The sequence below is a fragment of the Lapillicoccus sp. genome, assembly GCF_046595215.1.
GTDB lineage: Bacteria > Actinomycetota > Actinomycetes > Actinomycetales > Dermatophilaceae > Lapillicoccus.
Genome location: NZ_JBKJPP010000159.1, coordinates 1 through 23,538, shown reverse-complemented (window position 1 = coordinate 23,538; position 23,538 = coordinate 1). Strand labels below are relative to the sequence as shown.

Genomic DNA, 23,538 nt, shown 5'->3' with positions numbered 1-23,538 from the left:
AATCTGCGCCGCCCGAATCTGTGCCGCCCGAATCTGCGCCGGGCGGGCCGGTGATAGAGGTCGTCGGTCCCGCCGAGGTTGCCGGCAGCAGCGAGGTCGCCGGGCCAGGCGCCCCCGTGGACGCACTGCACGCGGACGCGAACACCACGACTGCGAACACCATGACTGCGACGACCCAGACAGTCGCTGCCCAGAGCCCATGGGGCCGTCCGGCCGTCTCCCGGGGTGCGGACCCTGCCCGCCGTGACGTCACCCGATCATCGTAGGTGGCGCCTCACCCGACGGCGCGCACCCCGGACCATGGTTCACGCCGGGCCGTGAGCATCGCCGCGTCGGCAGCGTCGAGCATCCCGGCCCCGACGAAGACGTCGACCGCGAGACGCTCGGCCTCGTCGAGCAGCATCTCCCCGTCGCCGAGCTGGACCAGCGGCAGTCCCCCGAGCGCGGTGACGATGCACTCGTCGCACCGAACCTCCCGGACCGGGCACGTCTGGCAGTCGATGACCATCGGTGAGTCTCTTCGCATGATGCCTCCTTGTCGTGAACCTCGTGTTGGCTCTCGTGAACCTCATGTTGGCTACCGGGACCACGCTAGGAGGGTGCACTGACAGCCCTCCCGTCACATCGTCCGACCCACCGGGGGCACGGCGCTGGGGCAGGACGCGGGGGGCCCCGCGCGGCCGCGGCATACCGGTCCCGGGGTCCCGCAGCGCGCCTGCAACCCCCTGTCGGCGCCCGCGGTTAACGTCACGGCCATGAAGGCAGTCCAAGGCACCCTCGACGATCTCGGCACCGCTCTGGCCGGCGTCACCTTCGTCGTCGTCGACCTCGAGACGACGGGTGGGAGTGCCACGGCCTCGGCCATCACGGAGTTCGGTGCGGTGAAGGTCTGCGGCGGGGTGGTGCTCGGGGAGTTCCAGACGCTGGTCAAGCCCGGCGAGCCGATCCCCCCGTTCATCCAGGTGCTGACCGGCATCACCAACGCCATGGTCGCCCAGTCGCCGCGCATCGACTCCGTGATGCCGGCCTTCCTCGAGTTCGCGCGCGGCACCGTGCTGGTGGCCCACAACGCTGGGTTCGACATCTCCTTTCTCAAGGCGGCCGCCGCTGCGACGGGCCACGCCTGGCCCGCGTTCCGGGTACTCGACACCGTGCACCTGTCCCGCCAGCTCGTCTCCCGCGACGAGTGCCGCAACCACAAGCTGTCCTCCCTCGCCCAGCTCTTCGGCGCGGCGACGACGCCCGATCATCGGGCCCTCCACGACGCCCGGGCAACGGTCGACGTCCTGCACGGGCTGCTCGCGCGCGTCGGCAACCTCGGCGTCCACACCCTCGAAGAGCTCTCCAGCTACACCTCCCGCGTGACGCCCGCACAGCGCCGCAAACGCTTCCTCGCCGATGGCCTGCCGGCGCTGCCCGGGGTCTACATCTTCAAGGACGAGGGTGGACGACCACTCTACGTCGGCACCTCCCGCAACATCCGCGTCCGCGCGCGCAGCTATTTCACCGCCTCCGAGCAGCGCAGCCGGATGTCGGAGATGGTGGGCCTCGCGGCGAGCATCCAACCCATCGTCTGCCAGACGACGCTCGAGGCCCAGGTGCGCGAGCTGCGGCTCATCGCCGAGCACAAGCCTCGCTACAACCGTCGATCCACCCGCCCCGAACGGGTCATCTGGGTCAAGCTGACGGTCGAGCCGTTCCCCCGCCTGTCGATCGTTCGAGAGGTGCGCACCGACGGAGCCCGATACTTCGGACCCTTCGCCTCACGCGGGTCGGCGGTCGCCGCGGTGGCCGCCGTCCACGAGGTCATTCCCCTGCGGCAGTGCACCCAGCGCCTCTCGCTCAAGGCCACCGGCTCCGCGTGCGTTCTTGCCGAGATGGGGCGCTGCGGGGCGCCGTGCACCGGCCACCAGAGCGAGGCCGAGTATGCCGTGGTGGTCGACGAAGCGGTCGGTCTCATCTGCGGCGACGCCCGGCCGGCGACCGACGCGCTGCGGGACCGGATGTCGACCCTGGCAGAGCAGGAACGCTTCGAGGACGCCGCGACGGTCCGGGACCGGCTCCTGCACCTCGTGCGGGCCGCCGCCCGCACCCAGCGACTGGCTCCCCTCGCCTCCAGCCCCGAGCTCGTGGCCGCCCGCCGCGCCGAGCGCGGTGGGTGGGAGCTGGTCTGCGTCCGTTACGGCCGGTTGGCCGGCGCAAGTGTCAGCCCCCCCGGTGCGGATCCGATGGTCTACGTCGAGAGCCTGCGCTGCACGGCCGAGGTCGTCACCGCGCCCGCGGCCCCGTCGCCGGCAGCGACCCCCGAGGAGGCCGAGATCATCCTGCGGTGGCTCGAGTCCCCCGGCGCACGCATCGTCGACCTCCAGGGCACATGGTCCTGCCCCGTGGGCGGCGCGGGCGCTGTCCGCGCCATGCTCGACCCCGCGCGGCCGGGCGACGTCGCCCCCTTCGACCGCGACCCCGCCCCGGCTCAAGCTGTCGCGCCCACCTCGCCCCCGTCCACCTCGCCCGCCTCCCCGGCCACCTCACCCCTCGCGGCGGCGGGCTGACGTTAGGCTGGCGCGCGTGATCACCGCCATCGTCCTGGTCAACTGCCACGTCAACCGCATCCCCGACGTGGCGCAGGCCATCGCTGAGCTCGACGGCGTCACTGAGGTCTACTCCGTGACCGGCGACGCGGACCTCATCGCGATGGTCCGGGTCAGGAACCACGAGGAGTTCGCCGACGTCATCGCCGACCGCCTCAACAAGGTCGACGGGGTCACGGGGACGGCCACGCACATCGCGTTCCGCACCTACTCCAAGGGCGACCTCGACGCGGCCTTCAGTCTCGGCCTCGAGGGCGACTGACCCATCTCCCCACGGGGCGCATGACACCAGGCCCGCTGTGGGCCAAGGTCAGGCCCCCGCGAAGGTCCGGACCTGGCGTGCGCAGTTCCAGGCCCGGCGCGAGTATGTAGGAGACCCGCGAAAAGTCAGGATCCGGCGACAGCCCGGGTCGCGGCGACCCAGCGCCGGACGAGTTGGGTCGCGGCCCCCGAGTCGAGGGTCTCCTGCGCCCGGTCCATCCCGGTCCGGACGTCGACGAGGAAGGCGTCCTGGCTGGTGCCACTGTCGGGTTCGGTCAGAGCCAGCGCAATGCCGGCGTTGAGGACCACGGCATCGCGGACCGGACCACCCTCTCCGGCGAAAATCGCCCGCACGACGCCGGCGTTGTGGGCGGCGTCGCCGCCGCGCAGGGACTCGGTGGGGCTGTTCGCGAGGCCGAGGCGGGTCGGGTCGATGACGTGCTCACGGACACCGCCGCCGCGCACCCACCACACCGTCGACGTCGTGGCAAGGGTCAGCTCGTCGAGTCCGTCGTCCCCCCGGAAGACTGCGGCGTCCTTGCCCCGGCCGGCGAAGACCCCGGCCACGAGGGGCGCCATGCGCGCGTCGGCGACGCCCACCGCGGCATACGTCGGCTGTGCCGGGTTGGTGAGCGGCCCGAGGAAGTTGAAGGCCGTCCCGATGCCGAGGTCACGGCGCGCGGCGGCCGCGTGCCGCATCGACGGGTGGAAGACCTGGGCAAAGCAGAAGGTGATGCCGGCATCCTCGCCGATGCCTGCGACCTTCTCGGCGGGCAGCGCGAGGTCGATGCCGAGAGCCTCGAGAACGTCCGCCGAGCCTGAGGACGACGAGGCCGCCCGGTTGCCGTGCTTGACCACCGTGACCCCTGCGGCGGCGCAGAGCATGGCGGCCATCGTCGAGATGTTGACGGTGTGGGCCCGGTCGCCGCCCGTGCCGACGATGTCGAGGCTCGGGCCCGCGACCTCGATCCGGATGGCGTGCGCCAGCATCTGGTCAGCCAGGCCGCGCATCTCCTCGACCGACTCCCCCTTGGCGCGCAGCGCCATGAGGAACCCCGCCACCTGGGCGGGGGAGGCCTCGCCGGTCATGATCTGGCCCATCGCCCACTCCGCGTCGCGGGAGGCGAGGTCCTCCCCGGCGAGCAGGGCAACGAACACGGTCGGCCAGGTGGGCTGGCCTGGCTCCGTCATCGACTCAGGCCGACGCGGGAGCCGCCCGGCGCCCGAGCTCCGCGACGGCCCGGGCGAGGGCGACCGGGTCGATCGGGTGCGGGACCGCGAGGTCGGCCTGGGACCACGCCGCGAGCCACCCGTCCTGGGGACGGCCGGTCAGGACCAGGACCGGAGGGCAGTCGAAGATCTCGTTCTTGAGCTGCTTGCACAGTCCCAGGCCGCCCATCTTGGCGGCCTCCCCATCGAGGATGACCACGTCGACTCCGCCGGCCTCCACACCGGAGACGGCGGCCGCAGGGGTGGCCACCTCACGCCAGCCAGCCACCTCGACGTCCCGGGCGGGCCGCCGGCCGACTGCGAGCCGCACCGCGTCCCGGGTGGCGACGTCGTCGCTGTAGAGGAGCACCGTGATGCGTCGCGGCCTCGAGCCCGGCGTGCCCGAGGCGGGGGCCAGCTCGGTGGAGTGCGTCGGCGTGGCCTGCGAAGCGGTCATGGCGTGATGGTAGCGCTGACCCTCCACGCGGCGATCCGGGGTTTACCAGCGGGTTTACCGACCGGAACCCGGGGGGTCGCGTGCACCCCTCGGACAGGAGAGGTAATAATCATCGGGTGGCGACAGCATCAGCAACACCTACCCGCTCCGTGAGCACCGGGCACGGACCCGCGACGCGGCCCGACATGGTCTCGGTCGGCACCATCGTCTGGCTGTCCAGCGAGCTGATGTTCTTCGCGGGCCTCTTCGCGATGTACTTCCAGATCCGTTCGCTCTCCCCCGACCTGTGGGCGGACCACACGGAAAAGCTCGCCGTCCCCTTCGCCTCGGTCAACACCTTCGTCTTGGTCATCTCCTCGCTGTGGTGCCAGCTCGGCGTATGGAGGGCAGAGTCGGGCCAGGCCTCACGCACCGGAAAGCTGTGGCAGACCGGGTTCATCCGCACCCTCCGCCGGACCCCGACGCACGGACCCAGCTGGGGCATGCGTGAGTGGTACGTCGTCACCTACATCTTCGGCGCCGCCTTCATCGCCGGTCAGGTCTTCGAGTACGCCACGTTGTCGAGCGAGGGCATCACCCTCTCCTCGGACCGCTATGGGTCGGTCTTCTACATGGCGACCGGCTTCCACGGCATGCACGTCACCGGGGGCCTGATCGCCTTTCTGCTCATCATCGGACGCACCTTCACGACGAAGCGCTACTCGCACACCCAAGCCGTCGGCGCGGTGGTGACGTCTTACTACTGGCACTTCGTCGACGTCGTGTGGGTGGCCCTCTTCGCGACCATCTACCTCCTCAAATGACCGCCACGCACTCCGGCCCCAAGAGCACCGTGACACCTACAGTGACACCTCCGGACGACAGGACAGCACGTTGAACGCCATGGCCGCACACCGACGACACCCCGCCGCGATCGCCATCCTGCTGCTGCTGGGGCTGGTCGTCGTCGGCGGCGCCTACTCGCTGCTCGCGCCGAAGACCGCCCAGGCCTCGGCGGTCTCCGCCGACTCGGTCGCCGACGGCCGCTCGCTCTTCCTCGCCAACTGCGCGACCTGCCACGGGCTGGCCGGTCAGGGCACCAAGGCCGGCCCCTCCCTCGTCGGTGTCGGCGCAGCGTCGGTGGACTTCCAGGTCGGCACCGGCCGGATGCCGTTGGCCGCGCCCAACGTCCAGGCCGCTCGCCAGGACACCATCAAGTTCACCCCGGAGCAGATCGCGTCGATGGCGGCCTACGTCGCGTCGCTCGCCCCCGGCCCGGCGATCCCCGACGGCCAGTACACGACCGGCAAGGACGGCAACGTCGCGTTGGGCGGCGAGCTGTTCCGGGTCAACTGTGCGATGTGCCACAACTTCGCCGGCGCCGGTGGCGCCCTGTCCCGCGGCAAGTACGCCCCGTCGCTCAAGGGCGTGGCCGGCAAGAACGTCTACGAGGCGATGATCACCGGCCCGCAGTCGATGCCGGTGTTCAACGACGCCAACATCAGCCCGGAGGGCAAGAACTCGATCATCGCCTGGCTCAAGACGACCCAGGAGGAGCAGAACGTCGGTGGGATGACGCTCGGCAACCTGGGTCCGGTGTCCGAGGGCCTCTTCGTCTGGGTCTTCGGACTCGGGCTCATGATCGGCTGCGCCGTGTGGCTCGGCCAGAAGTCCGCCTGAGGGGCTGGACATGCCCACCGTTTCTGGGATGATTACAAAAACCGACGCGACAGGACGACCACGCGCATGAACGACCACGCACCTTCCTCCGGCAACGAGAGGACCACACCAGCCGGTGGGAGCACCTCGACGGATGTCGTGCGCCTCGACGACGGCCACCACGCGGGCACGGGCGGGCTCCCCGCCCGGTTCCCGGACCCGGGCCTGCCGCCGCACGTCCACCGCCTCGCCGACGCCGACGACCGGGCTGCCCGGCGCGCCGAGCGACAGGTGGCCACGATGTTCGGTATCTCGATGCTCGGGACCTTCGTCTTCCTTGTGGCCTACTTCGCCATCGACGCCTCGACAGGTTTCTTCATCCCGGGGATCGGCAACGCCAACCTGCTCAACGTCGTGCTCGGTGTCACCATGGCCATCAGCCTGTTCGGCATCGGCGCCGGCGCCGTGCACTGGGCCAAGACCCTCATGCCCGACGAAGAGTCGGTGGAGGAGCGCCACCCGCAGCGCTCGGACGACGCCAGCCGCGCCCAAGCCGTCGACATCATCCTGGGGGGTGGCGAGAAGGCTCAGCTAGGCCGCCGCCCGATCCTCAAGTACTCCCTCGGTGGGGCCCTGGGTCTCTTCGCCCTGCCCTTCGTCCTTCAGGTCGCCGGGTCGCTCGGCCCGACACCCAAGCACGAGCTGGCCGAGACGATCTGGGACATCAAGCCCTCAGGGGACGGCAAGCCCGGAGCGCCGATCAGGCTCCTGCGTGACCCCGAGCTGACGCCCGTCAAGGCCAGCGACGTGACCATCGGGTCGGTCTTTCACATCCTGCCGGAGACCTTCAAGGACTCCACCCACCTCCTCGAGGACAAGGCGAAGGCGGCCGTCCTGCTGATGCGCCTGGACCCTGACAACTTCGATGCCGGCGCCCAGGGGCAGAAGGCCCTGCAGTGGGGTTACCAGGGCATCGTGGCCTACTCCAAGATCTGCACCCACGTCGGGTGCCCGGTCGGTCTGTACGAGCAGCAGACGCACCACCTGCTCTGTCCCTGCCACCAGTCGACGTATGACGTCACCAAGGACTGCGAAGTCATCTTCGGCCCTGCCAAGCGCCCGCTGCCGCAGCTGAAGATCACCGTCGACGATGCGGGTTACCTCGTCGCACCCGAGGGCTTCCACGAGCCCGTTGGCCCCAGCTTCTGGGAGCGCTGATGACCACCACGGCAAGCCCCAAGAGCGCAGCGTCGCTGCGCGAGAACGACACCGACAACGGCTCCGCACCCGGAGCAGGCATGAAACAGGTTGGCGGGATCGCCAACTGGGTCGACGAGCGCACCGGTGCGGCCAAGGGCGCCGCGTTCCTGCTCAAGAAGGTCTTCCCGGACCACTGGTCGTTCATGCTCGGCGAGATCGCTATGTACTCGATGATCATCTGCCTGCTCTCGGGCACGTTCCTCACCTTCTGGTTCGTCCCGAGCGCCACCCAGATCCCATACAACGGGTCCTACCTGCCCCTCAGCGGCGTGACCATGTCAGAGGCCTACCGCTCGACGCTCGACATCTCGTTCGACGTCCGTGGCGGCCTGCTCATCCGCCAGATCCACCACTGGGCCGCCCTGTTGTTCATCGTGGCGGTCACGGTCCACATGTTCCGGGTGTTCTTCACCGGGGCCTTCCGCAAGCCGCGCGAGATCAACTGGGTCATCGGCACCATCTTGTCGATGCTCTCGATCGTGGAGGGCTTCGCCGGCTACTCGCTGCCGGACGACCTGCTCTCCGGCACCGGCCTGCGGGCTGCCGAGGGCTTCATGCGCTCGATCCCCGTCGTGGGGTCCTACGTCTCCTACGCCATGTTCGACGGCGCCTTCCCTGGCGAGGCGATCATCCCCCGCCTCTTCACCGTGCACGTCCTGCTCCTGCCGGCCATCCTCGTCGGCCTGTTCACGGCCCACATCGTCCTCGTGGCCGTCCACAAGCACACGCAGTACCCCGGTCCCGGGCGGACCGAGAACAACGTCGTCGGCTTCCCGCTGATGCCCGTCTACATCGCCAAGGCCGGCGGCTTCTTCTTCATGGTCTTCGGGGTGACGGCCCTGATCTCCGCCCTCGTCACGATCAACCCGATCTGGGCCTATGGTCCCTACGACCCGTCACCTGTCACAGCAGGCGCCCAGCCGGACTGGTACATGGGCTTCGCCGACGGCGCGCTGCGGCTACTGCCCGGGTTCCTCGAGTTCGTCGCCTTCGGGCACACCTTCAGCTTCAACGTGTTCATCGGCGCCATCCTGCTCATCCCGGTGCTCTACGGCATCGCCGGCGCCTACCCGTTCATCGAGGCCTGGGCCACCGGTGACCAGCGCGAGCACCACCTGCTGGACCGTCCTCGCAACGCCCCGGTCCGGACCGGCCTCGGGGTGATGGCGATCTCGTTCTACCTGATCCTGTTCTTCGCCTCGGGCAACGACATCATGGCCATCAAGCTGCACCTGTCGATCAACGACCTTACCCGCGCGTTCCAGGTCGGCCTGCTGGTCGTCCCCCCGCTCGCCTTCTGGGTGACCAAGCGGATCTGTCTCAGCCTGCAGCGGCACGACCGCGAGACGGTGCTCCACGGTCGTGAGAGCGGCACGATCATCAGGACCGCCGAGGGCAAGTTCTTCGAGAAGCACGACCAGCTCGATCCCTTCGAGCGCTACGCCCTCGTGCAGCACGACAAGGTCGAGCCCCTCGTCCTGACGTCGGGCACGGACGCCAACGGGGTTGCCAGCCCGGCCGCCCGCAAGGACCGCGCGCGGGGCAGGCTGTCGCACTTCTACTTCAACGACCGGGTGGATCCCGTCACCCCGGCGGAGTTCGCGGCGGCCCAGCACCACGGCGATCACGAGGCCATCGAGGCTCCTGCCAAGGAGGCGCCCGAGACGCGGGTGCTCGGCTCTGCCGACCGCGAGTCCATCAAACGGGCACCCGAGTCCGGTCACTGATCGGGCCACGACGGCGCTGACAACCGGCAGGAGAGGGCGACCACCCCGTGGGGGTTGGTCGCCCTCTCCCTGTCCCCGTCGGTTGGGAAGGTCGGTCAGGGTATGCCGTGCAGCATCTCGTCGAGGCGGGCTCGGCGGAGTCCTTCGTCCACGTCCAACACGATGGCCTTGGTCCACGGCTTGCCCCGCACCGTCACCCGCATCAGTAGTGGGCCATGACCCGCCGGGCCGGCCCGTCGACGGTGAGTCGTCCCCCGTAGGGCAGCACCCACTGCGGGCTCGTATGCCCGAAGTCCACTCCGAAGACCGCCATCGCCTCCGGGTTGTAGCGCGCGAGCTCTTGCAGCACCGCCGTGCGCTGGTCCGACCGGTAGGCCTCCCGCTCGTCGTCGGACGCCGCCATGAGGTGCGCTGACCACGTGATCCGGCCGGTGCCAGGCCCACGGCGCCGCGGGCCGCGTCGGCGACGCGTCGGTCAGCGCCCGAGCGAGGCCCCAGTCGAGACCATCCTCGCTGAACTCCGGCAGCGGCGATCTCGAGGTCGACCCCGTCGAAGAGGGCCGCCTCGAGGGAGCGCAGGTGCAGCGAGGCGACCTGAGGTCCCGGTCCGAGGTGGACCTGCGTCGAGCCGCCGTGGAAGGCTGCGAGGCCGTGTCGCCACAACCAGTTGGAGCAGGTTGGTGTTGTCGCTGTAACCGAGGAAGGGCTTGGGGTGCCGGCGGATCACGCCAGGCTCGAGGTGTGGCAGCACGGTCATCTGGTCTCTCCCCCGATGGTGGCGAGGACGGCGCCGATCGACGTGTCAGCGAAGGCGGCCATGAGGTCGTCCGCCCGGTCCTGCGGTGTGCTGTCGCGGCGCGTCGTGGGGTACTCGACCGGCTCGACCCCGACGACCTCGCGCAGGCGGCGCATCGCCTGCTCGTGGATCTCGGGGAAATGGGCGGGGCCGCCCAGGAGGGCGAAAGGATGGCCACCCGCCCTCCCCGAGCCATCTTCGGCGGTGCGACGAGAGTGGGGGCCATGACCCCACTCCACCATCGTTTCCGACCGGGAGCACACAAGCCACCTCGACGGGGTCGAGCTCACCGTCGAGCACCGCGCCCCAACCAGCAGAGACGGTGGTGAATATCGGGGGCACGCAAGACCCACCCCTGAGGGAATCGTCGGCGCCTGCCAACGCGTCCTGGTCATGTGCTCGGGCCGTATCGTGGACGAACGAGCCGGCGACGGCGTCACCGGACATGCCTTGCTCCAGCACCGCTACGCCCTTCCCACCATCCTCTTCCAGGAGGCGTCATGACCGACACGTCCCTCACTCCGTACCGCATGAGCATCGGCGGCCAATCTGTCGACGCGCTGTCCGGCGCGACCTACGACACCCTCAACCCCTACACCGAACGGGCATGGGCCACCGTCCCCGACGCCGACGTGGCCGACGTGGACCGCGCCGTGGCTGCCGGCCGCGCCGCCTTCACCGGCGAGTGGGGTTCGACCACCGGCTTCGCCCGCGCCAAGCTGATGCACCGCCTCGGCGAGCTCATCGAACGCGACGCCGACCGGCTCGCCGAGCTGGAGACCCGTGACTCGGGCAAGCTGCTACGCGAGATGCGCACCCAGATGCACTACGTGCCCGAATGGTTTCACTACTTCGCCGGCGTCGCGGACAAGCTGCACGGCGAATCCATCCCGTCGGACCGGCCGAACTACTTCGTCTACACCCGCCACGAACCCCTCGGCGTGATCGCAGCCATCGTGCCATGGAACTCCCCGCTGCTGCTGCTGGCCTGGAAGCTCGCGCCCGCCCTCGCCGCCGGCTGCACCCTTGTCGTCAAACCCAGCGACTACACCCCCGCCACCGCCCTCGAGCTCGCCGCCCTCCTCGATGAGGCGGGCTTCCCCGCCGGGGTGATGAACGTGGTCACCGGCAACGGCCCCGCCGTCGGCAAGGCCCTGGCCGGGCACCCAGGGATCGACAAGGTCGCCTTCACCGGCTCCACCCTCACCGGCATCGACGTCGCACACAGCGCGGCCAACAACCTGACCCGCGTCTCCCTCGAGCTCGGCGGAAAGTCCGCCCAGGTGGTCTTCGCCGACGCCGACCTGGAAGCAGCCGCCAACGGCGTCATCTCCGGCGTCTTCGCCGCCAGCGGCCAAACCTGCATGGCCGGCTCGCGGCTCCTCGTGCACGCCGACGTCCACGACGAGCTCGTGGCCCGCATCGTGGCCCGCGCCGAAACCATCAAGCTCGGGGACCCCACCGACCCCGAGACCGAAATGGGCCCCCTGGCCAACGCCGCCCAGCTGACGAAAGTCCTCGGCTACCTGCGCTCAGCCGTCGCCGACGGGGCGACCGTCGCCTGCGGTGGCGGACAGGACCCCGACCTGGGTGGCTACTTCGTCCGGCCCACTCTGCTCACCGACGTCACACCCGACATGCAGGTGGTGTGCGAGGAGATCTTCGGACCGGTGCTGTCCGTGCAGAAGTTCACCACCGAGGAGGAAGCGATCGAGCTCGCGAATGCCTCCGAATACGGCCTCGCCGGCGCGGTCTGGACCACCGATGTGCACCGCGCCCACCGCGTTGCCCATGCGCTGCGGGCCGGCACCATCTGGATCAACGCGTACCGAGTGGTAGCGCCCAACGTGCCCTTCGGCGGCTTCCGGCACTCCGGCCTCGGTCGCGAGAACGGCATCGACGCCGTCCGCATGTACACCGAAACCAAGTCCGTCTGGGTGGAGCTGTCCGGAGCGACGCGCGACCCCTTCAACATCGGCTGATCAACCCCTCCGGCGGCCCCGATGGCCCCTGTAGCCACTGCCGTCGGGCATGGTTGGGGTCCCGCCGTCGGCGGGGTCCGGGGCGCGGTCATGGTCGCGGCGGCGGGTCGGGGGTGTCGGTTGCTTCGGTGTTATCGGGGGCGACGGTGTTATCGGGGGCGACGGTGTCATCGGTTCGGACCTCGCGCAGGTAGCCGTCGTAGGACCCTTCAGCCAGGTCCCACCTCGCGGCGTTCGCTCAGCTGCTGAACCTGTCCCATCACCCCAACCCAGACACCACCACCGACGCCCCCGAACCCCCAACCACGTTGTCCACAAGGGGTATTCACCACCCCACCATCCACAGGACCGGCCTCACCCCTTGACGTCGCGGGGGACATTGAGAGATGCAGCCGCGGTCCATGTGTGAGGCTGGGCCAATGGACGACGACGCGACCCGGCTCGTGATGGGTGAGGAAGAGTTCGAGCGCGCTGTCGCGGACGCCCTGGACTCCATCCCGGACGAGCTGGCGCGGCTGATGAGCAACGTCGCCGTGCTCGTCGAGGACGAGCCCCCACCTGACGAGCCGGAGCTCCTCGGCGTCTACGAGGGCACCCCGCTGACGGAACGCGACGGCTGGTGGGATGCCGGGTCCCTCCCGGACCGGATCACGATCTTCAAGGGTCCGTTGGAGCGGATGTGCACCGACCAGCAGGACCTGCGTGATGAGATTGCCGTCACCGTGGTGCACGAGGTGGCGCACCACTTCGGGATCGACGACGCGACGCTCCATGACCTCGGCTGGGGCTGAGGCCGCCGTGACGAGGTGGGGCCCCGGAACGTCCCAGGGCCGCACCGCGATGGAGCGGGTGGATCAGTTGGCGTACTCGCCCTTGTAGTGCTCGAACGTCCACCCGACGAGGGCGACGACGCCGAACGACGCACCGATGATGAACAGCCACCAACCCACCGCGAGGCCCGCGAAGCAGACGGCAGCGCTCAGGCCGAGCCAGAACGGCCACCACGAGTAGGGGGTGAAGAAGCCGTAGTCCCCCTCCTGCTCGGAGATGAGCGCCGCCGGGTTGTCCTCGGGACGGTCGGTGAAGTTGCGCCCCGTGACCGTGAGGTAGAAGGAGACCAGCGCGGCCAGCAATGACGTCAGGAAGAGCGCGATCGGCCCGGCCAGGTCCTCCCCCCGGTTCCAGACGCCGTAGATGGGTCCCAACGGCAGAAAGAAGAGGGCGAGGTAGAGGAAGAGCTTGCTCTCGACCTTCATCGTTTGTCCTTGTCCGTGTGGGCCTCACCAGGCTTGTGACCTGACATGTCCCCCAGGTCGGCCGGGCCCAGGACCCGGATGATGGTGCCCGGGTCAGCCTGCGGGCCCTCGGGGGGCGCTGCCTCCGGATGGTGCAGGTCGAAGGCCGGTCGCTCGGAGCGGATCCGCGGGATGCTGTCGAAGTTGTGCCGCGGCGGCGGGCAGGAGGTCGCCCACTCGAGCGAGCCGCCGTAGCCCCACGGGTCGTCGGTCTCGACCATGGGGGCGTAGCGCCACGTCTTCCACACGTTGTAGAGGAACGGCAGCGTCGACGCGCCCAGGAGGAACGCACCGGCCGTGGAGATGACGTTCGCGGTCTGGAACCCCTCTGACGGGAGGTAGTCGGCATACCGGCGGGCCATCCCCTCGATGCCCAGCAGGTGTTGGATGAGGAAGGTCGTGTGGAACCCGATGAAGAGCATCCAGAAGTGGATCTTGCCGAGCTTTTCGTCGAGCATCCGCCCAGTGAGCTTCGGCCACCAGAAGTAGAACCCGGAGAACATCGCGAACACGACCGTCCCGAAGACGGTGTAGTGGAAGTGGGCCACGACGAAGTAGGAGTCCGAGAGGTGGAAGTCCAGTGCCGGGCTGGACAGGATGACACCGGTCAGACCTCCGAAGAGGAAGGTGACGATGAACCCGATGGCCCAGATCATCGGGGTCTCGAAGGTCAGGGATCCCCCCCACATCGTGCCGATCCAGTTGAAGAACTTCACCCCGGTGGGCACGGCGATGAGCATCGTCATGATCGCGAAGAACGGCAGGAGCACCTGTCCGGTGGCGTACATGTGGTGGGCCCAGACGCTGACCGACAGTGCGGCGATGGCGATGGTCGCGAAGACGAGGGTCTTGTAGCCGAAGATCGGCTTGCGCGAGAAGACCGGCAGCACCTCGCTGATGATGCCGAAGAAGGGCAGCGCGATGATGTAGACCTCGGGGTGACCGAAGAACCAGAACAGGTGCTGCCAGAGCAGGACCCCCCCGCTCTCGGCATCGAAGATGTGCGCGCCGAACCGGCGGTCCGCGCCGAGGGCGAAGAGCGCCGCCGCGAGGACGGGGAAGGCGATCAGCACGAGGATCGACGTCACCAGGACGGTCCAGACGAACATCGGCATCCGGAACATCGTCATGCCGGGCGCGCGCATGCAGATGATCGTCGTGATGAAGTTGACTGCTCCGAGGATCGTGCCGAAACCAGCCAGGATGAGGCCGAAGACCCACAGGTCGCCGCCGAGGCCGGGGCTGTAGCTGTTGTCCGACAGCGGGGCATAGGCGAACCAGCCGAACGACGCCGCCCCCTGGGGGGTGAGGAAGCCAGCGCCGGCGATGATGCCGCCGAAGAGGTAGAGCCAGTAGGCGAACATGTTCAGTCGCGGGAACGCGACGTCAGGGGCGCCGATCTGCAGCGGCATCAACGCGTTCGCGAAACCGGCGAAGAGAGGCGTCGCGAAGAGCAGCAGCATGATCGTGCCGTGCATGGTGAACAGCTGGTTGTACTGCTCGGGGCTGTCGACGATCTGCAGACCGGGGGCGGCGAGCTCGGAGCGGATGAGCAGCGCCATGACGCCACCGAGCAGGAACCAGATGAACGAGGTGATGAAGTAGAGGTTGCCGATGATCTTGTGGTCGGTGGTGGTGACCCACTTGACGACGGTCTGGCCCGGTGCCAGCCGAGGCCGCGCCGCAGCGCGCTCGTGGGTGACGTATTCGACGGTCGGGGTCGCGGTGGCCATCACTTGCTCCCGGTGGAGGACGGAATGAGCTTCTGGTCCTGCGGCAGGACCGGCTCGCGGTTGAGCGCGGTGGACAGCTGCCCCGTCTGGCCGAGGGCCCGCAACTTGGTCATCTGGGCGTCGAACTCGGCCGGGGAGACGACCTTGACCTTGAAGAGCATCTGCGAGTGGTAGGCCCCGCAGAGCTCGGCGCACTTGCCCTGGAACTCGCCCTGCTGGGTCGGCACCACCTGGAAGCGGTTGGTCTTGCCCGGGATCATGTCGAGCTTGCGCAGGAAGGCCGGCACCCAGAAGGAGTGGATGACGTCACGGGCGTTGAGGACGAACTGGACGCGCTTGCCCTCGGGGAGGTAAAGGACCGGCATCGCGTTCAGCGGCTCACCCGTGTTGGGGTCGAGCTCGGTCTGGATGCCGGACTCGAAGGTGTTGGCGTCGACGTAGTTGAAGTCCCAGCTCCACTGCTTGGCTACGACGTTGACGGTGACGTCGGGCGTCGCCGAGTTGTCCATCAGCACGGCATCGTCGCGGGCGGTGTAGTAGAACAGCACGGCCACCATGAAGACGGGCACGATGGTGTAGAGCATCTCGATCGGCACGTTGTATCGCAGCTGCGGTGGAAGTCCCGTGTCGTGCTTCTTGCGCCGGTAGGCGACCATGACCCAGATCGTGAGGCCCCAGACGATCATGCCGACGGCGAGCGCCGCGATCCAGGTGCCCACCCACAGCGACGTGATCCGCCCGGTGCTGCCCGTGACCTCGCCGCCGTTGGCGCCCTGGGGCAACCACCCGCTCGAGGCCGAGCCGTTGCCCGCGCACCCGCTCAGGAGGATCGAGCTGGCCACCACGAGGGTGGCGACCGTCCAGCCCCGACGCGTGACGCGACCGGCCGTCTCTTCGTGCTTGCGCAACGGGAGCACCTTCCGTGTCCGAGGTCCGCTGACCGTCAAACAGTACCTCCCCCACAGGGTCTCGGCACGGGAGGGTGCGACTAACGTGAGCGGGTGGCGGATCCGAACAATCAGGCACGTGCCAGGACCGTCCTCGACGGGGCCTGCGCGCCGCTGCACCCTTCCGCACGCGAGACCCTGATGGCCGCGCTGGAGGTGGGCTGGGCCGACCCCCGCCGGCTGTACTCCGAGGCGCGACAGGCCCGCCGGCTCCTCGACCAGGCCCGTGAGGTCATCGCCGCGGGCCTCGGCGTGCGACCCCCCGAGGTCAGTTTCCTGCCCGGCGGCCCGAGCGCCCTCACGGCTGCCGTCGAGGGCCTGCTGTATGCCGGACGGCGCCGGGGGGCGCGCACCGTCGCCAGCGCAGTGGAGCACTCCGCAGTCCTCGTCCCCGCGCGGCACCGGGCCGCTCTTGGGGAGCAGCCCGGACTGCTCGCCGAGGTCCCTGTGGACCGGCACGGACGCGTCGATCTGGCCGGCTGGGACGCCGCGCTGCGCGTGCCGGGCACGGTGGTCGCCGCCCTCCAGTGCGCCAACGGGGAGGTCGGCACACGGCAGCCGCTGCTCGAGGCCCGGGACCGCTGCGAGCAGCACGGCGTCCCCCTCGTCGTGGACGCCATGGCCGCGCTCGGGCGCGACCCGGTGCCCGAGGCCTACGACGTCCTCGTCGGCGACGCCCGGTCGTGGGGTGGGCCGGGCGGCGTCGGCGTCCTCGTCGTGCCGGAGCGCACCCGGTGGCGGCGCCCGGGCGCGCCGAGTGAGCTCGAGCACGGCCGCGCCGACGTCGAACCTGTGATCCCGCTGCTCCTGGCCGCGGCCGAGGCCTGGCGCCAGACCGAGGCCGTGCGGGTCACGGACGCGCAGGAGGCACGTGCACTCGTCGACCGGGTCCGGTCGGCGGCGGCCCTCGTGCAGGACACCGAGGTCGTCGGTGACCCCGGTGACCGCCTCCCCCACGTCACGACGTTCTCCTGCCTCTTCGTCGACGGCGAGGCGCTCGTCCACGAGCTCGACCGGCGTGGCTTCGCTGTCGCGTCCGGGTCGGCGTGCACCGCCAGCACCCTTGCGCCGAGCCACGTCCTCGCGGCGATGGGCGTCCTCACCCACGGCAACGTGCGGGTCACCCTCCCGCTGGCTGCCTCCGGGCCCGATCGGGCCGCGGGGGTCGACGCCTTCTGCACGGCGTTGCCCGCAGCGGTCGCCACGGTCCGGGCCCGGCTCGGGACGGACCGGCTGTGACCGGGCTGGATCCCGCCCGCGCCGGAGATGACGCCGAGACCGGGGATGACGCCACCGCGGGAGGCGAGGCCCAGACCGGGGATGACGCCCCCGCGGGAGACGACGCCCCGTCACCCGTGCTCCTCGACGCGCGCGGCCAGCGCTGCCCCATGCCCGTCATCCGGCTCGGTGCGCTGCTCAAGGACCTGCCCCCCGGAGCGGGCGTGCTGCTGCTCGCGACCGATCCGGCCGCGCGCACGGACGTCCCCGCGTTCTGCCGGATGCGGCGCCACGACCTCGTCGAGGTGACCGACGAGGGGACCCACACGGCATACCTCGTCCGTCACCGCGGCTGAGGTCGGGGCTGGGGTCGGGGCTCAGGCGAAAGCCGGCGGCAGCGGCGTCGTCAGGGCGACCTCCAGCAGCCGCAGGTAGTCCGGCCGCGGGACCTGGGTGATCCCCAGTGTTGCGAGGTGGTCCGTGCGCCACTGGACATCGACGATGCGCCGGGGGTCGTCGTCGACGGCGAGCAGGTCGCGCAGCCCGACGAGGGCACCCTTCGACGCGTCGGTGACCGTGTGGAACATCGACTCCCCCGCGAAGAGCCCCCCGACGGCGATGCCGTAGAGCCCGCCGACCAGCTCGCCGCCCTGCCAGACCTCGACCGAGTGGGCCCAGCCGAGCTCGTGGAGGCGCTGGTAGGCATCGCGGATCTGCGGAGTGATCCAGCGCCCTTCGCGGGCGGGGTCCCCGCAGGCGCGGACGACGTCGGTGAAGGCGGTGTCCACCCTGATCTCGAAGCGGCGCATCGACCGGCGCAGCGACCTGCTCACCTGCAGGTCGTCGAGGCGCAGCACGCCGCGGGGGTCGGGCGACCACCAGCCCATCGGCGGCCCCCCGTGCTCACCGAGTCCCATGGGGAACAGGCCGGTGGTGTAGGCGGCAAGGAGCGTGCCGGGGGTGAGGTCGGCGCCGATCCCGACGAGGTCCTCCCCCGCGGCCACGCCCGCGAGGTCGAAGGCGTAGGCCGATGGCTCGGGCGGGATCGGCACGGCAGGGTCGCGGTCAGGCGCGCAGGCAGGCCACGACCGGCGCGATCTCGGACGCCGCCTGCTCGCCGTAGGCCTCGGTGAGCCGGCGCAGGAAGTGCTCCTGGCCGAGGGAGTACTCCTGGGTGCCCACCGTCTCGATGACATAGGTCGCGAGCATCGAGCCGAGCTCGGCGCAGCGCCGGTGGCCCAGGCCCCCGGACAGGCCGACGAGGAAGCCGGCCCGGAACCCGTCGCCGACACCGGTCGGGTCCGCCTTGCGCACCTCCCGGGCGACCGGGACCGTGATGCTCTCCTCACCCCGGCGGTGGATGCTCACGCCGTCGCTGCCGCGGGTGATGACCCGGGTGCCGACCCGGTCGAGAATCTCGTCGTGGCCCCAGCCGGTCTTCTGCTCGGTGAGGTGGGCCTCGTACTCGTTGGTGAACAGGTATGCCGCGCCGTCGATGAGACGGCGGATGAAGGGCCCGTCGGCGAAGGCGAGCTGCTGCGACGGGTCGGCGATGAAGGGGATGCCCCGGGTGCGGCACTCCTGGGTGTGCCGCTGCATCGCCTCGGGGTCGTTGGCCCCGATGAGCACGAGGTCGAGCCCGCCGACCCGGTCGGCCACCGGCTTGAGCTCGATCGCCCGGGCCTCCGACATGGCGCCGGCGTAGAAGGTGGCGATCTGGGCCATGTCGTCATCGGTCGTGCAGACGAACCGCGCGGTGTGCTTGGTGCCGGAGACGTGGACCGCCTCGCAGTCGACCCCGTGGCGCTCGAGCCACGACCGGTAGTCCGCGAAGTCCTCGCCGACCGCCCCGACGAGGACCGGCCGTTGCCCGAGGTTGGCCATGCCGAACGCGATGTTTGCCGCGACCCCCCCACGGCGGATCTCGAGGTCGTCCGCGAGGAACGACACCGAGATCTTGTCGAGCTGCTCGACGACGAGGGAGTCCGAGAAGCGGCCCTTGAACGTCATGAGGTGGTCGGTGGCAATGGAACCGGTCAGGGCGATCTTCACCCGCAGAACCTATCCGATCCGCCGCCGGACCCCGCGCAGACGCAGCGCCGGACGTCGTGTGGACGCAGCCGCCGGTCCCACCAGCGAGCACAGGGCCCGGGATCGCTCCCGGGCCCTGCGTGTCGTGCCGCCGCTGGTGCTCGGGCTGGGTCAGCCGAAGCTGTCGCCGCAGGCGCAGGAGCTGCCGGCGTTGGGGTTGTCGATGGTGAAGCCCTGCTTCTCGATCGTGTCGGCGAAGTCGATCGACGCGCCGTCGAGGTAGGGGGCACTCATCCGGTCGATGACGACCTCGACACCGCCGAAGTCCACGACCAGGTCACCGTCGAGGGTGCGCTCGTCGAAGTACAGCTGGTAGACCAAGCCGGAGCAGCCGCCGGGCTGAACACCGACTCGCAGGCGAAGGTCGTCGCGGCCCTCTTGTTCGAGCAGGCTCTTGACCTTGACAGCGGCAAAGTCAGAGAGCAGCACGCCGTGTGCTGGCTTGTCGGCCGCGGCCTCCTCGACAACTGCCTGCGCGAGTCGAGCCTGGGTGTCGTCCTGAACACTCATGGGTGCGTCCTTCGGTAGTGAGTCGATCGTGTGTCGGTCAAGCGTGTGCCGTCGAGCGGTGTCTGGGTCGTGGGACAGATGGTCAACAGTGCCAACCCAGAGACGCTCGAATGTGTTCCCAGTTATCAAAGCCTACGTTGTCAGGTCTGACGGGTGGACCACGTCGTGGCCACTCTTTCGGTTCTTCTGCTGAGCGTCCCTGCGGGGTCAGCCAGTGCGGCTGCGATCTGGCCCGGGTTCTCGGCCACGGCATAGGTCCCGCTGATACCCAGCGCCATCCAGTCGCGACGGCCCACCAACGCCTGTCCTGCGATGACCACGGCCGGTCTCGCCCTGACCAGCGAGGCCTCAGCCACGCCCGCGACGACCTTGCCGCGCAGACTCTGCCAGTCGAAGGTGCCCTCGCCGGTGATGACCAGGTCGGTGGCCAGGACCAGGGCATCGAAGCCGACAGCCTCTAGCACCACCTGCACCCCGCTGACCCGATGACCGCCCAGCAACAACAGTCCGAAGCCCAAGCCACCAGCGGCCCCCGCACCCGGCTCGCGGTCCCGTCGAATCGCTGTGCCCGTGAGCAGGTCCCGGCCGTGGGGATCTACCGTGCCGACGACCTCGGTGAAGCGCCCCAACGCCGACTCGAGCTCCTGCGCCATCTCGGGCGTCGCGCCCTTCTGTGGCCCGAACACCGCACTCGCTCCCTGAAACCCGAGCAGAGGCGAGTCGACATCGGTGGCCAGGACGAGCTCGACGGGGCGCAGCCGCTCGCGGACCATCGGGAGGCCCTGCAGCGCATCGTCCGCAAGCCGGCTGAGCGCGGCACCCCCCACGGCCAGAACCTTCGGATCGCCTGCGCCGAGCGCGGCGAGCATGCCGGCCCCCCCGTCGTTGGTCCCGCTGCCACCAAGCCCGACCACGACCCGCGTCGCACCCTCGCCCACGGCTGCGTCGATGAGCTGGCCCACGCCGTATGTGCTGGTCACCATGGGGTTGCGCTCGTCCTCGGCGAGGAGGTGCAGACCGCACGCCTGAGCAGACTCGATGTATGCCGTCCGCGTGGTGCCCACGTCAACCAACAGGATGGCGGCTGGAACCGGACGCCCGAGCGGATCTGCCACGGTGACGGACACGGTCTCACTGACCAGCGCCCTGGACAGGACGTCCATGAACCCGGGTCCCCCATCGCTCAGCGGCACCAGGGTGAGGTCGTCGTCCGGCGCCGCGTGTCGCCAGCCGTCGGCAATCGCCTCGGCGGCCTGGGCAGCGCTGAGGGTGCCGGAGAAACAGTCGGGGGCAATGAGCACGCGCACGAGCCCATGTTGTCAGGCCGCTAACACGTTCACAGTCAGGCGGGTGGCTGGTCAGGCGGGTGGCAGGTCGTCATGACGTGCTGGCGGGCTCATCGTCGAGGCGGACGACCAGACAGGGCCCTCCGGCGTAGATGCCGCCGTCAATGGCGAGAACCCGGCCGCCGGCATATGACAGCGGACCGGTGACCTCGGCGGACTCCTGTCCGGAAAGTGTGGCGATGATGCTGTGGCCGTGGACGATGCGCTCGCCGCCGAGCTCGTCGAGAAGCCCGGCGGCCACCTGCTCGCCATCACGGCCGGCGAAGGCGTGGCGGGCTGTCAACCGGACCCAGCAGCTCCACACCTCCTCGAGGTCGCCGTCAGCCAGCACCCTGCGCACCTCGTCGTTGATCTGCCCGATCGTGTGACCCCAGAGGAGGTATGTCGTGGTGTCGGAGTGCAGCAGCAGGTCAGGTCCGGTCAGGACCACAGCGTCGAGGCCGGACAGCCACTCCCGGTGTTTGTCCGTGAGTCGCTGCTGGTCACTGAGCCTGCCACCGTTCTGAGCCCAGCTGTGGGCGAAGCTGTTTCCACCCCAGGGCTCTGACCGGACCGGCTGATCCCCGAAACGGCTCATGCCCAGCGCCAGAACCTCGTGGTTGCCGATCATGGCGTCGACCCGACCACCCATCGCGACCGCCTCGCCCTGCAGCCGTCGAACCAGATCGACAACCGCGATGCCATCCGGACCACGGTCGAGGTAGTCGCCCATGAAGGTCAGGCGGCTCTCCCCGCCAGACCAGCTCCCGGCAGTATCGAGCAGATCCGCCTGACGCAGCGCCGCAAGCAGCGATTCTGGATGACCGTGCACGTCACTGACTACATAGTGCATCTGCCAAACCTTAGGGACCTGGTGAGAAGCTCTGTGCCAGACGCGGGACGACGCGCCTGCAGACCCCACCTTGCCGACCGCGAACCAACACCGCGAACGGGATCTCCGCGCAGCGGCATTCGAGCAGCGGCATACGATCAGCGGGTGAGCATCACACTGGAACCGTCTGGTCACCCCCCGCTGCCACTACTCGTCCTTGGCCGGGGCAGCGACCTCGCCTCCGAACGGGGCGTCGAGTGTCCCGGCGAGCTGCCGGCTGCCTCAGACCCGGACCTGGTCGAACGCGCCCGCATCGCGAAGGCCGCCCTCGGCGAGACAGTCTTCGTGCTCGGCCACCATTACCAGCGCGACGAGGTCATCGAGTTTGCCGACGTCACCGGCGACAGCTTCAAGCTGGCCAAGGAGGCGGCAGCCCGACCCGACGCGCCATACATCGTCTTCTGTGGCGTGCACTTCATGGCGGAGTCGGCCGACATCCTCACGGCAAACCACCAGCAGGTCATTCTTCCGGACCTTGCCGCGGGGTGCTCGATGGCGGACATGGCGGCAATCGGCCAGGTCGAGGACGCCTGGGACGACCTGGCCGAGCTGGGCGTCGCGGACGTGCTGGTTCCGGTGAGCTACATGAACTCCTCCGCCGCGATCAAGGCTTTCACCGGTCGCCATGGCGGCACGATCTGCACGTCGGGCAATGCCGGGACCGCCCTTGCGTGGGCGTTCGACCAGCACGGCGGGGTCAACGGACGGGGCAAGGTGCTGTTCCTGCCCGACCAGCACCTCGGACGCAACACCGCGGTGCGAGACCTCAACCTGTCGCTGGAGGACTGCGTGGTCTTTGACCCGCACAAGCCTGCCGGAGGTCTCACCCGTGAGCAGGTCCAGGCCGCGCGGATCATCCTGTGGCGGGGACACTGCTCGGTGCACGGCCGGTTCTCGCTCGAGGCGATCGAGGCCGCCCGCGCCACCATCCCCGATGTCCGGGTGATCGTTCACCCTGAGTGCCGGTACGAGGTCGTCCAGGCCGCAGATGCGGTCGGCTCGACCGAGAAGATCATCGCGACCATCGCCGCAGCACCAGACGGGACCTCGTGGGCAGTCGGCACCGAGCTCAACCTCGTGCGCCGGCTCGCCACCACGTTCCCGAGGCAGCACATCACCTTCCTGGAGAAGAGCGTCTGCTACTGCTCCACGATGAACCGCATCGACCTCCCGCACCTCGTGTGGACGCTCGAGTCACTGGTCGCCGGGCGGGTCGTCAACCAGATCAAGGTCGACCCGGACGTGGCGAAGTGGGCCAAGGTGGCGCTGGACCAGATGCTGGCACTGCCCGGCAAGACGGCCATCGACTGACCATCCCGACGAGGGGACTCGCTGGCCTGCGGCGCCGGGACCGTGGCCGTGGCACCGGACCGCGGGGGCGTGGGAACCGTGGGCGGAGCAAGACCCTCAGAGGCGTAACAGGCTCAGGCGCTCCAGCAAGATCGCCTCGGCCAGACATACCCGCTCGAACTCGCCGAGATGCAGACTCTCGTTCGCGCCATGGGCGCGGGTGTCAGGGTCCTCGACACCCGTGACGAGGATGCCGGCGTCAGGGAACTTCTCCGCGAAGGCGGCAACGAACGGGATCGAGCCGCCGATGCCGATA

Annotated in this window: 23 protein-coding genes and 2 pseudogenes; 11 read left to right on the top strand and 14 right to left on the bottom strand. The window is 69.5% G+C overall.

The genetic code is table 11. The features are described 5' to 3' along the window. Positions 1 to 274 precede the first annotated feature (274 nt). Complete coding sequence (locus tag ACLL9L_RS13930) at positions 275 to 526, bottom strand: hypothetical protein (RefSeq protein WP_411285256.1); 252 nt, start codon at positions 524 to 526, stop codon at positions 275 to 277. Positions 527 to 755: 229 nt separating this feature from the next. On the opposite strand from ACLL9L_RS13930, the gene ACLL9L_RS13925 reads away from it, so the two are divergent. Further along, entirely contained in the window at positions 756 to 2,552 is a 1,797-nt protein-coding gene (locus tag ACLL9L_RS13925) for a DEDD exonuclease domain-containing protein (protein ID WP_411285255.1), read from the top strand. A 16-nt stretch (positions 2,553 to 2,568) separates the two neighbouring features. Further along, complete coding sequence (locus ACLL9L_RS13920) at positions 2,569 to 2,853, top strand: Lrp/AsnC family transcriptional regulator (RefSeq protein ID WP_411285254.1); 285 nt, start codon at positions 2,569 to 2,571, stop codon at positions 2,851 to 2,853. A 125-nt stretch (positions 2,854 to 2,978) separates the two neighbouring features. Here ACLL9L_RS13920 and trpD read toward each other — a convergent pair whose 3' ends face one another. Further along, positions 2,979 to 4,043: an anthranilate phosphoribosyltransferase gene (trpD, locus tag ACLL9L_RS13915; protein ID WP_411285253.1), complete on the bottom strand. Its 1,065-nt coding sequence runs from the start codon at positions 4,041 to 4,043 to the stop codon at positions 2,979 to 2,981. Between the two features lie 4 nt (positions 4,044 to 4,047). Further along, positions 4,048 to 4,518, bottom strand: coding sequence for a hypothetical protein (locus ACLL9L_RS13910; RefSeq protein WP_411285252.1), 471 nt, complete (start codon positions 4,516 to 4,518; stop codon positions 4,048 to 4,050). Positions 4,519 to 4,703: 185 nt separating this feature from the next. Between ACLL9L_RS13910 and ACLL9L_RS13905 the strand changes: the two genes are divergently transcribed. From ACLL9L_RS13905 to ACLL9L_RS13890, 4 genes are all read left to right on the top strand, one after another. Continuing rightward, a complete protein-coding gene (locus ACLL9L_RS13905) occupies positions 4,704 to 5,321 on the top strand; it encodes a heme-copper oxidase subunit III (RefSeq protein WP_411285318.1) in 618 nt (205 codons plus the stop codon). Positions 5,322 to 5,391: 70 nt separating this feature from the next. Then, positions 5,392 to 6,177: a cytochrome c gene (locus ACLL9L_RS13900; RefSeq protein ID WP_411285251.1), complete on the top strand. Its 786-nt coding sequence runs from the start codon at positions 5,392 to 5,394 to the stop codon at positions 6,175 to 6,177. Between the two features lie 66 nt (positions 6,178 to 6,243). Further along, a complete protein-coding gene (locus ACLL9L_RS13895; protein WP_411285250.1) occupies positions 6,244 to 7,374 on the top strand; it encodes a Rieske 2Fe-2S domain-containing protein in 1,131 nt (376 codons plus the stop codon). Further along, positions 7,374 to 9,143, top strand: a complete 1,770-nt coding sequence (locus ACLL9L_RS13890) for a cytochrome b (protein ID WP_411285249.1) — start codon at positions 7,374 to 7,376, stop codon at positions 9,141 to 9,143. Before ACLL9L_RS13895 ends, ACLL9L_RS13890 begins: the two co-directional genes overlap by 1 nt. Positions 9,144 to 9,345: 202 nt before the next feature. Here the strand turns inward: ACLL9L_RS13890 and ACLL9L_RS13885 are convergent, their stop codons facing one another. Together ACLL9L_RS13885 and ACLL9L_RS13880 are read right to left on the bottom strand one after the other, a co-directional pair. Continuing rightward, positions 9,346 to 9,546 (bottom strand): hypothetical protein, encoded by a 201-nt coding sequence (locus ACLL9L_RS13885; RefSeq protein ID WP_411285248.1) that lies wholly within the window; start codon positions 9,544 to 9,546, stop codon positions 9,346 to 9,348. A gap of 72 nt (positions 9,547 to 9,618) precedes the next feature. After that, a pseudogene (locus ACLL9L_RS13880) lies at positions 9,619 to 10,055 on the bottom strand (LD-carboxypeptidase). A gap of 384 nt (positions 10,056 to 10,439) precedes the next feature. On the opposite strand from ACLL9L_RS13880, the gene ACLL9L_RS13875 reads away from it, so the two are divergent. Both ACLL9L_RS13875 and ACLL9L_RS13870 read left to right on the top strand, forming a co-directional pair. Then, on the top strand, positions 10,440 to 11,921 hold the full coding sequence (locus tag ACLL9L_RS13875; RefSeq protein ID WP_411285247.1) for an aldehyde dehydrogenase: 1,482 nt from the start codon (positions 10,440 to 10,442) through the stop codon (positions 11,919 to 11,921). A 419-nt stretch (positions 11,922 to 12,340) separates the two neighbouring features. Beyond that, on the top strand, positions 12,341 to 12,712 hold the full coding sequence (locus ACLL9L_RS13870; protein WP_411285246.1) for a metallopeptidase family protein: 372 nt from the start codon (positions 12,341 to 12,343) through the stop codon (positions 12,710 to 12,712). Positions 12,713 to 12,775: 63 nt separating this feature from the next. Here ACLL9L_RS13870 and ACLL9L_RS13865 read toward each other — a convergent pair whose 3' ends face one another. From ACLL9L_RS13865 to coxB, 3 genes are read right to left on the bottom strand one after another with little or no spacing between them, the layout of a single operon-like run. Then, positions 12,776 to 13,177, bottom strand: coding sequence for a cytochrome c oxidase subunit 4 (locus ACLL9L_RS13865; RefSeq protein ID WP_411285245.1), 402 nt, complete (start codon positions 13,175 to 13,177; stop codon positions 12,776 to 12,778). Further along, on the bottom strand, positions 13,174 to 14,949 hold the full coding sequence (gene ctaD / locus ACLL9L_RS13860; protein WP_411285244.1) for a cytochrome c oxidase subunit I: 1,776 nt from the start codon (positions 14,947 to 14,949) through the stop codon (positions 13,174 to 13,176). The genes ACLL9L_RS13865 and ctaD overlap by 4 nt, the downstream gene beginning before the upstream one ends. Then, positions 14,949 to 15,857 carry a cytochrome c oxidase subunit II gene (gene coxB / locus ACLL9L_RS13855; RefSeq protein ID WP_411285243.1) on the bottom strand — a complete coding sequence of 303 codons (909 nt, stop codon included), beginning with the start codon at positions 15,855 to 15,857 and terminating at the stop codon, positions 14,949 to 14,951. Before coxB ends, ctaD begins: the two co-directional genes overlap by 1 nt. Before the next feature lie 93 nt (positions 15,858 to 15,950). On the opposite strand from coxB, the gene ACLL9L_RS13850 reads away from it, so the two are divergent. Together ACLL9L_RS13850 and ACLL9L_RS13845 are read left to right on the top strand one after the other, a co-directional pair. Then, positions 15,951 to 17,135, top strand: coding sequence for a cysteine desulfurase family protein (locus ACLL9L_RS13850; RefSeq protein ID WP_411285242.1), 1,185 nt, complete (start codon positions 15,951 to 15,953; stop codon positions 17,133 to 17,135). Then, positions 17,132 to 17,470, top strand: coding sequence for a sulfurtransferase TusA family protein (locus ACLL9L_RS13845; protein WP_411285241.1), 339 nt, complete (start codon positions 17,132 to 17,134; stop codon positions 17,468 to 17,470). Before ACLL9L_RS13850 ends, ACLL9L_RS13845 begins: the two co-directional genes overlap by 4 nt. 21 nt (positions 17,471 to 17,491) lie before the next feature. Here the strand turns inward: ACLL9L_RS13845 and aat are convergent, their stop codons facing one another. The 5 genes from aat to ACLL9L_RS13820 all read right to left on the bottom strand — a co-directional run bounded on the left by aat (position 17,492) and on the right by ACLL9L_RS13820 (position 21,893). After that, positions 17,492 to 18,166 (bottom strand): leucyl/phenylalanyl-tRNA--protein transferase, encoded by a 675-nt coding sequence (gene aat / locus ACLL9L_RS13840; protein WP_411285240.1) that lies wholly within the window; start codon positions 18,164 to 18,166, stop codon positions 17,492 to 17,494. A gap of 13 nt (positions 18,167 to 18,179) precedes the next feature. Further along, a complete protein-coding gene (locus ACLL9L_RS13835) occupies positions 18,180 to 19,166 on the bottom strand; it encodes a carbohydrate kinase family protein (RefSeq protein ID WP_411285239.1) in 987 nt (328 codons plus the stop codon). Positions 19,167 to 19,316: 150 nt separating this feature from the next. Beyond that, positions 19,317 to 19,715: a HesB/IscA family protein gene (locus ACLL9L_RS13830; RefSeq protein WP_411285238.1), complete on the bottom strand. Its 399-nt coding sequence runs from the start codon at positions 19,713 to 19,715 to the stop codon at positions 19,317 to 19,319. A gap of 140 nt (positions 19,716 to 19,855) precedes the next feature. Next, the gene (locus ACLL9L_RS13825) at positions 19,856 to 21,022 is read right to left on the bottom strand and encodes a glycerate kinase (protein WP_411285237.1); all 1,167 of its coding nucleotides are present in this window, start codon (positions 21,020 to 21,022) and stop codon (positions 19,856 to 19,858) included. Between the two features lie 70 nt (positions 21,023 to 21,092). Next, a complete protein-coding gene (locus ACLL9L_RS13820) occupies positions 21,093 to 21,893 on the bottom strand; it encodes a metallophosphoesterase (protein WP_411285236.1) in 801 nt (266 codons plus the stop codon). Positions 21,894 to 22,037: 144 nt separating this feature from the next. Between ACLL9L_RS13820 and nadA the strand changes: the two genes are divergently transcribed. Then, positions 22,038 to 23,243 carry a quinolinate synthase NadA gene (gene nadA, locus ACLL9L_RS13815; protein WP_411285235.1) on the top strand — a complete coding sequence of 402 codons (1,206 nt, stop codon included), beginning with the start codon at positions 22,038 to 22,040 and terminating at the stop codon, positions 23,241 to 23,243. Between the two features lie 96 nt (positions 23,244 to 23,339). Here the strand turns inward: nadA and ACLL9L_RS13810 are convergent. Next, positions 23,340 to 23,538: pseudogene (locus ACLL9L_RS13810) on the bottom strand (dipeptidase); the annotation flags it as partial.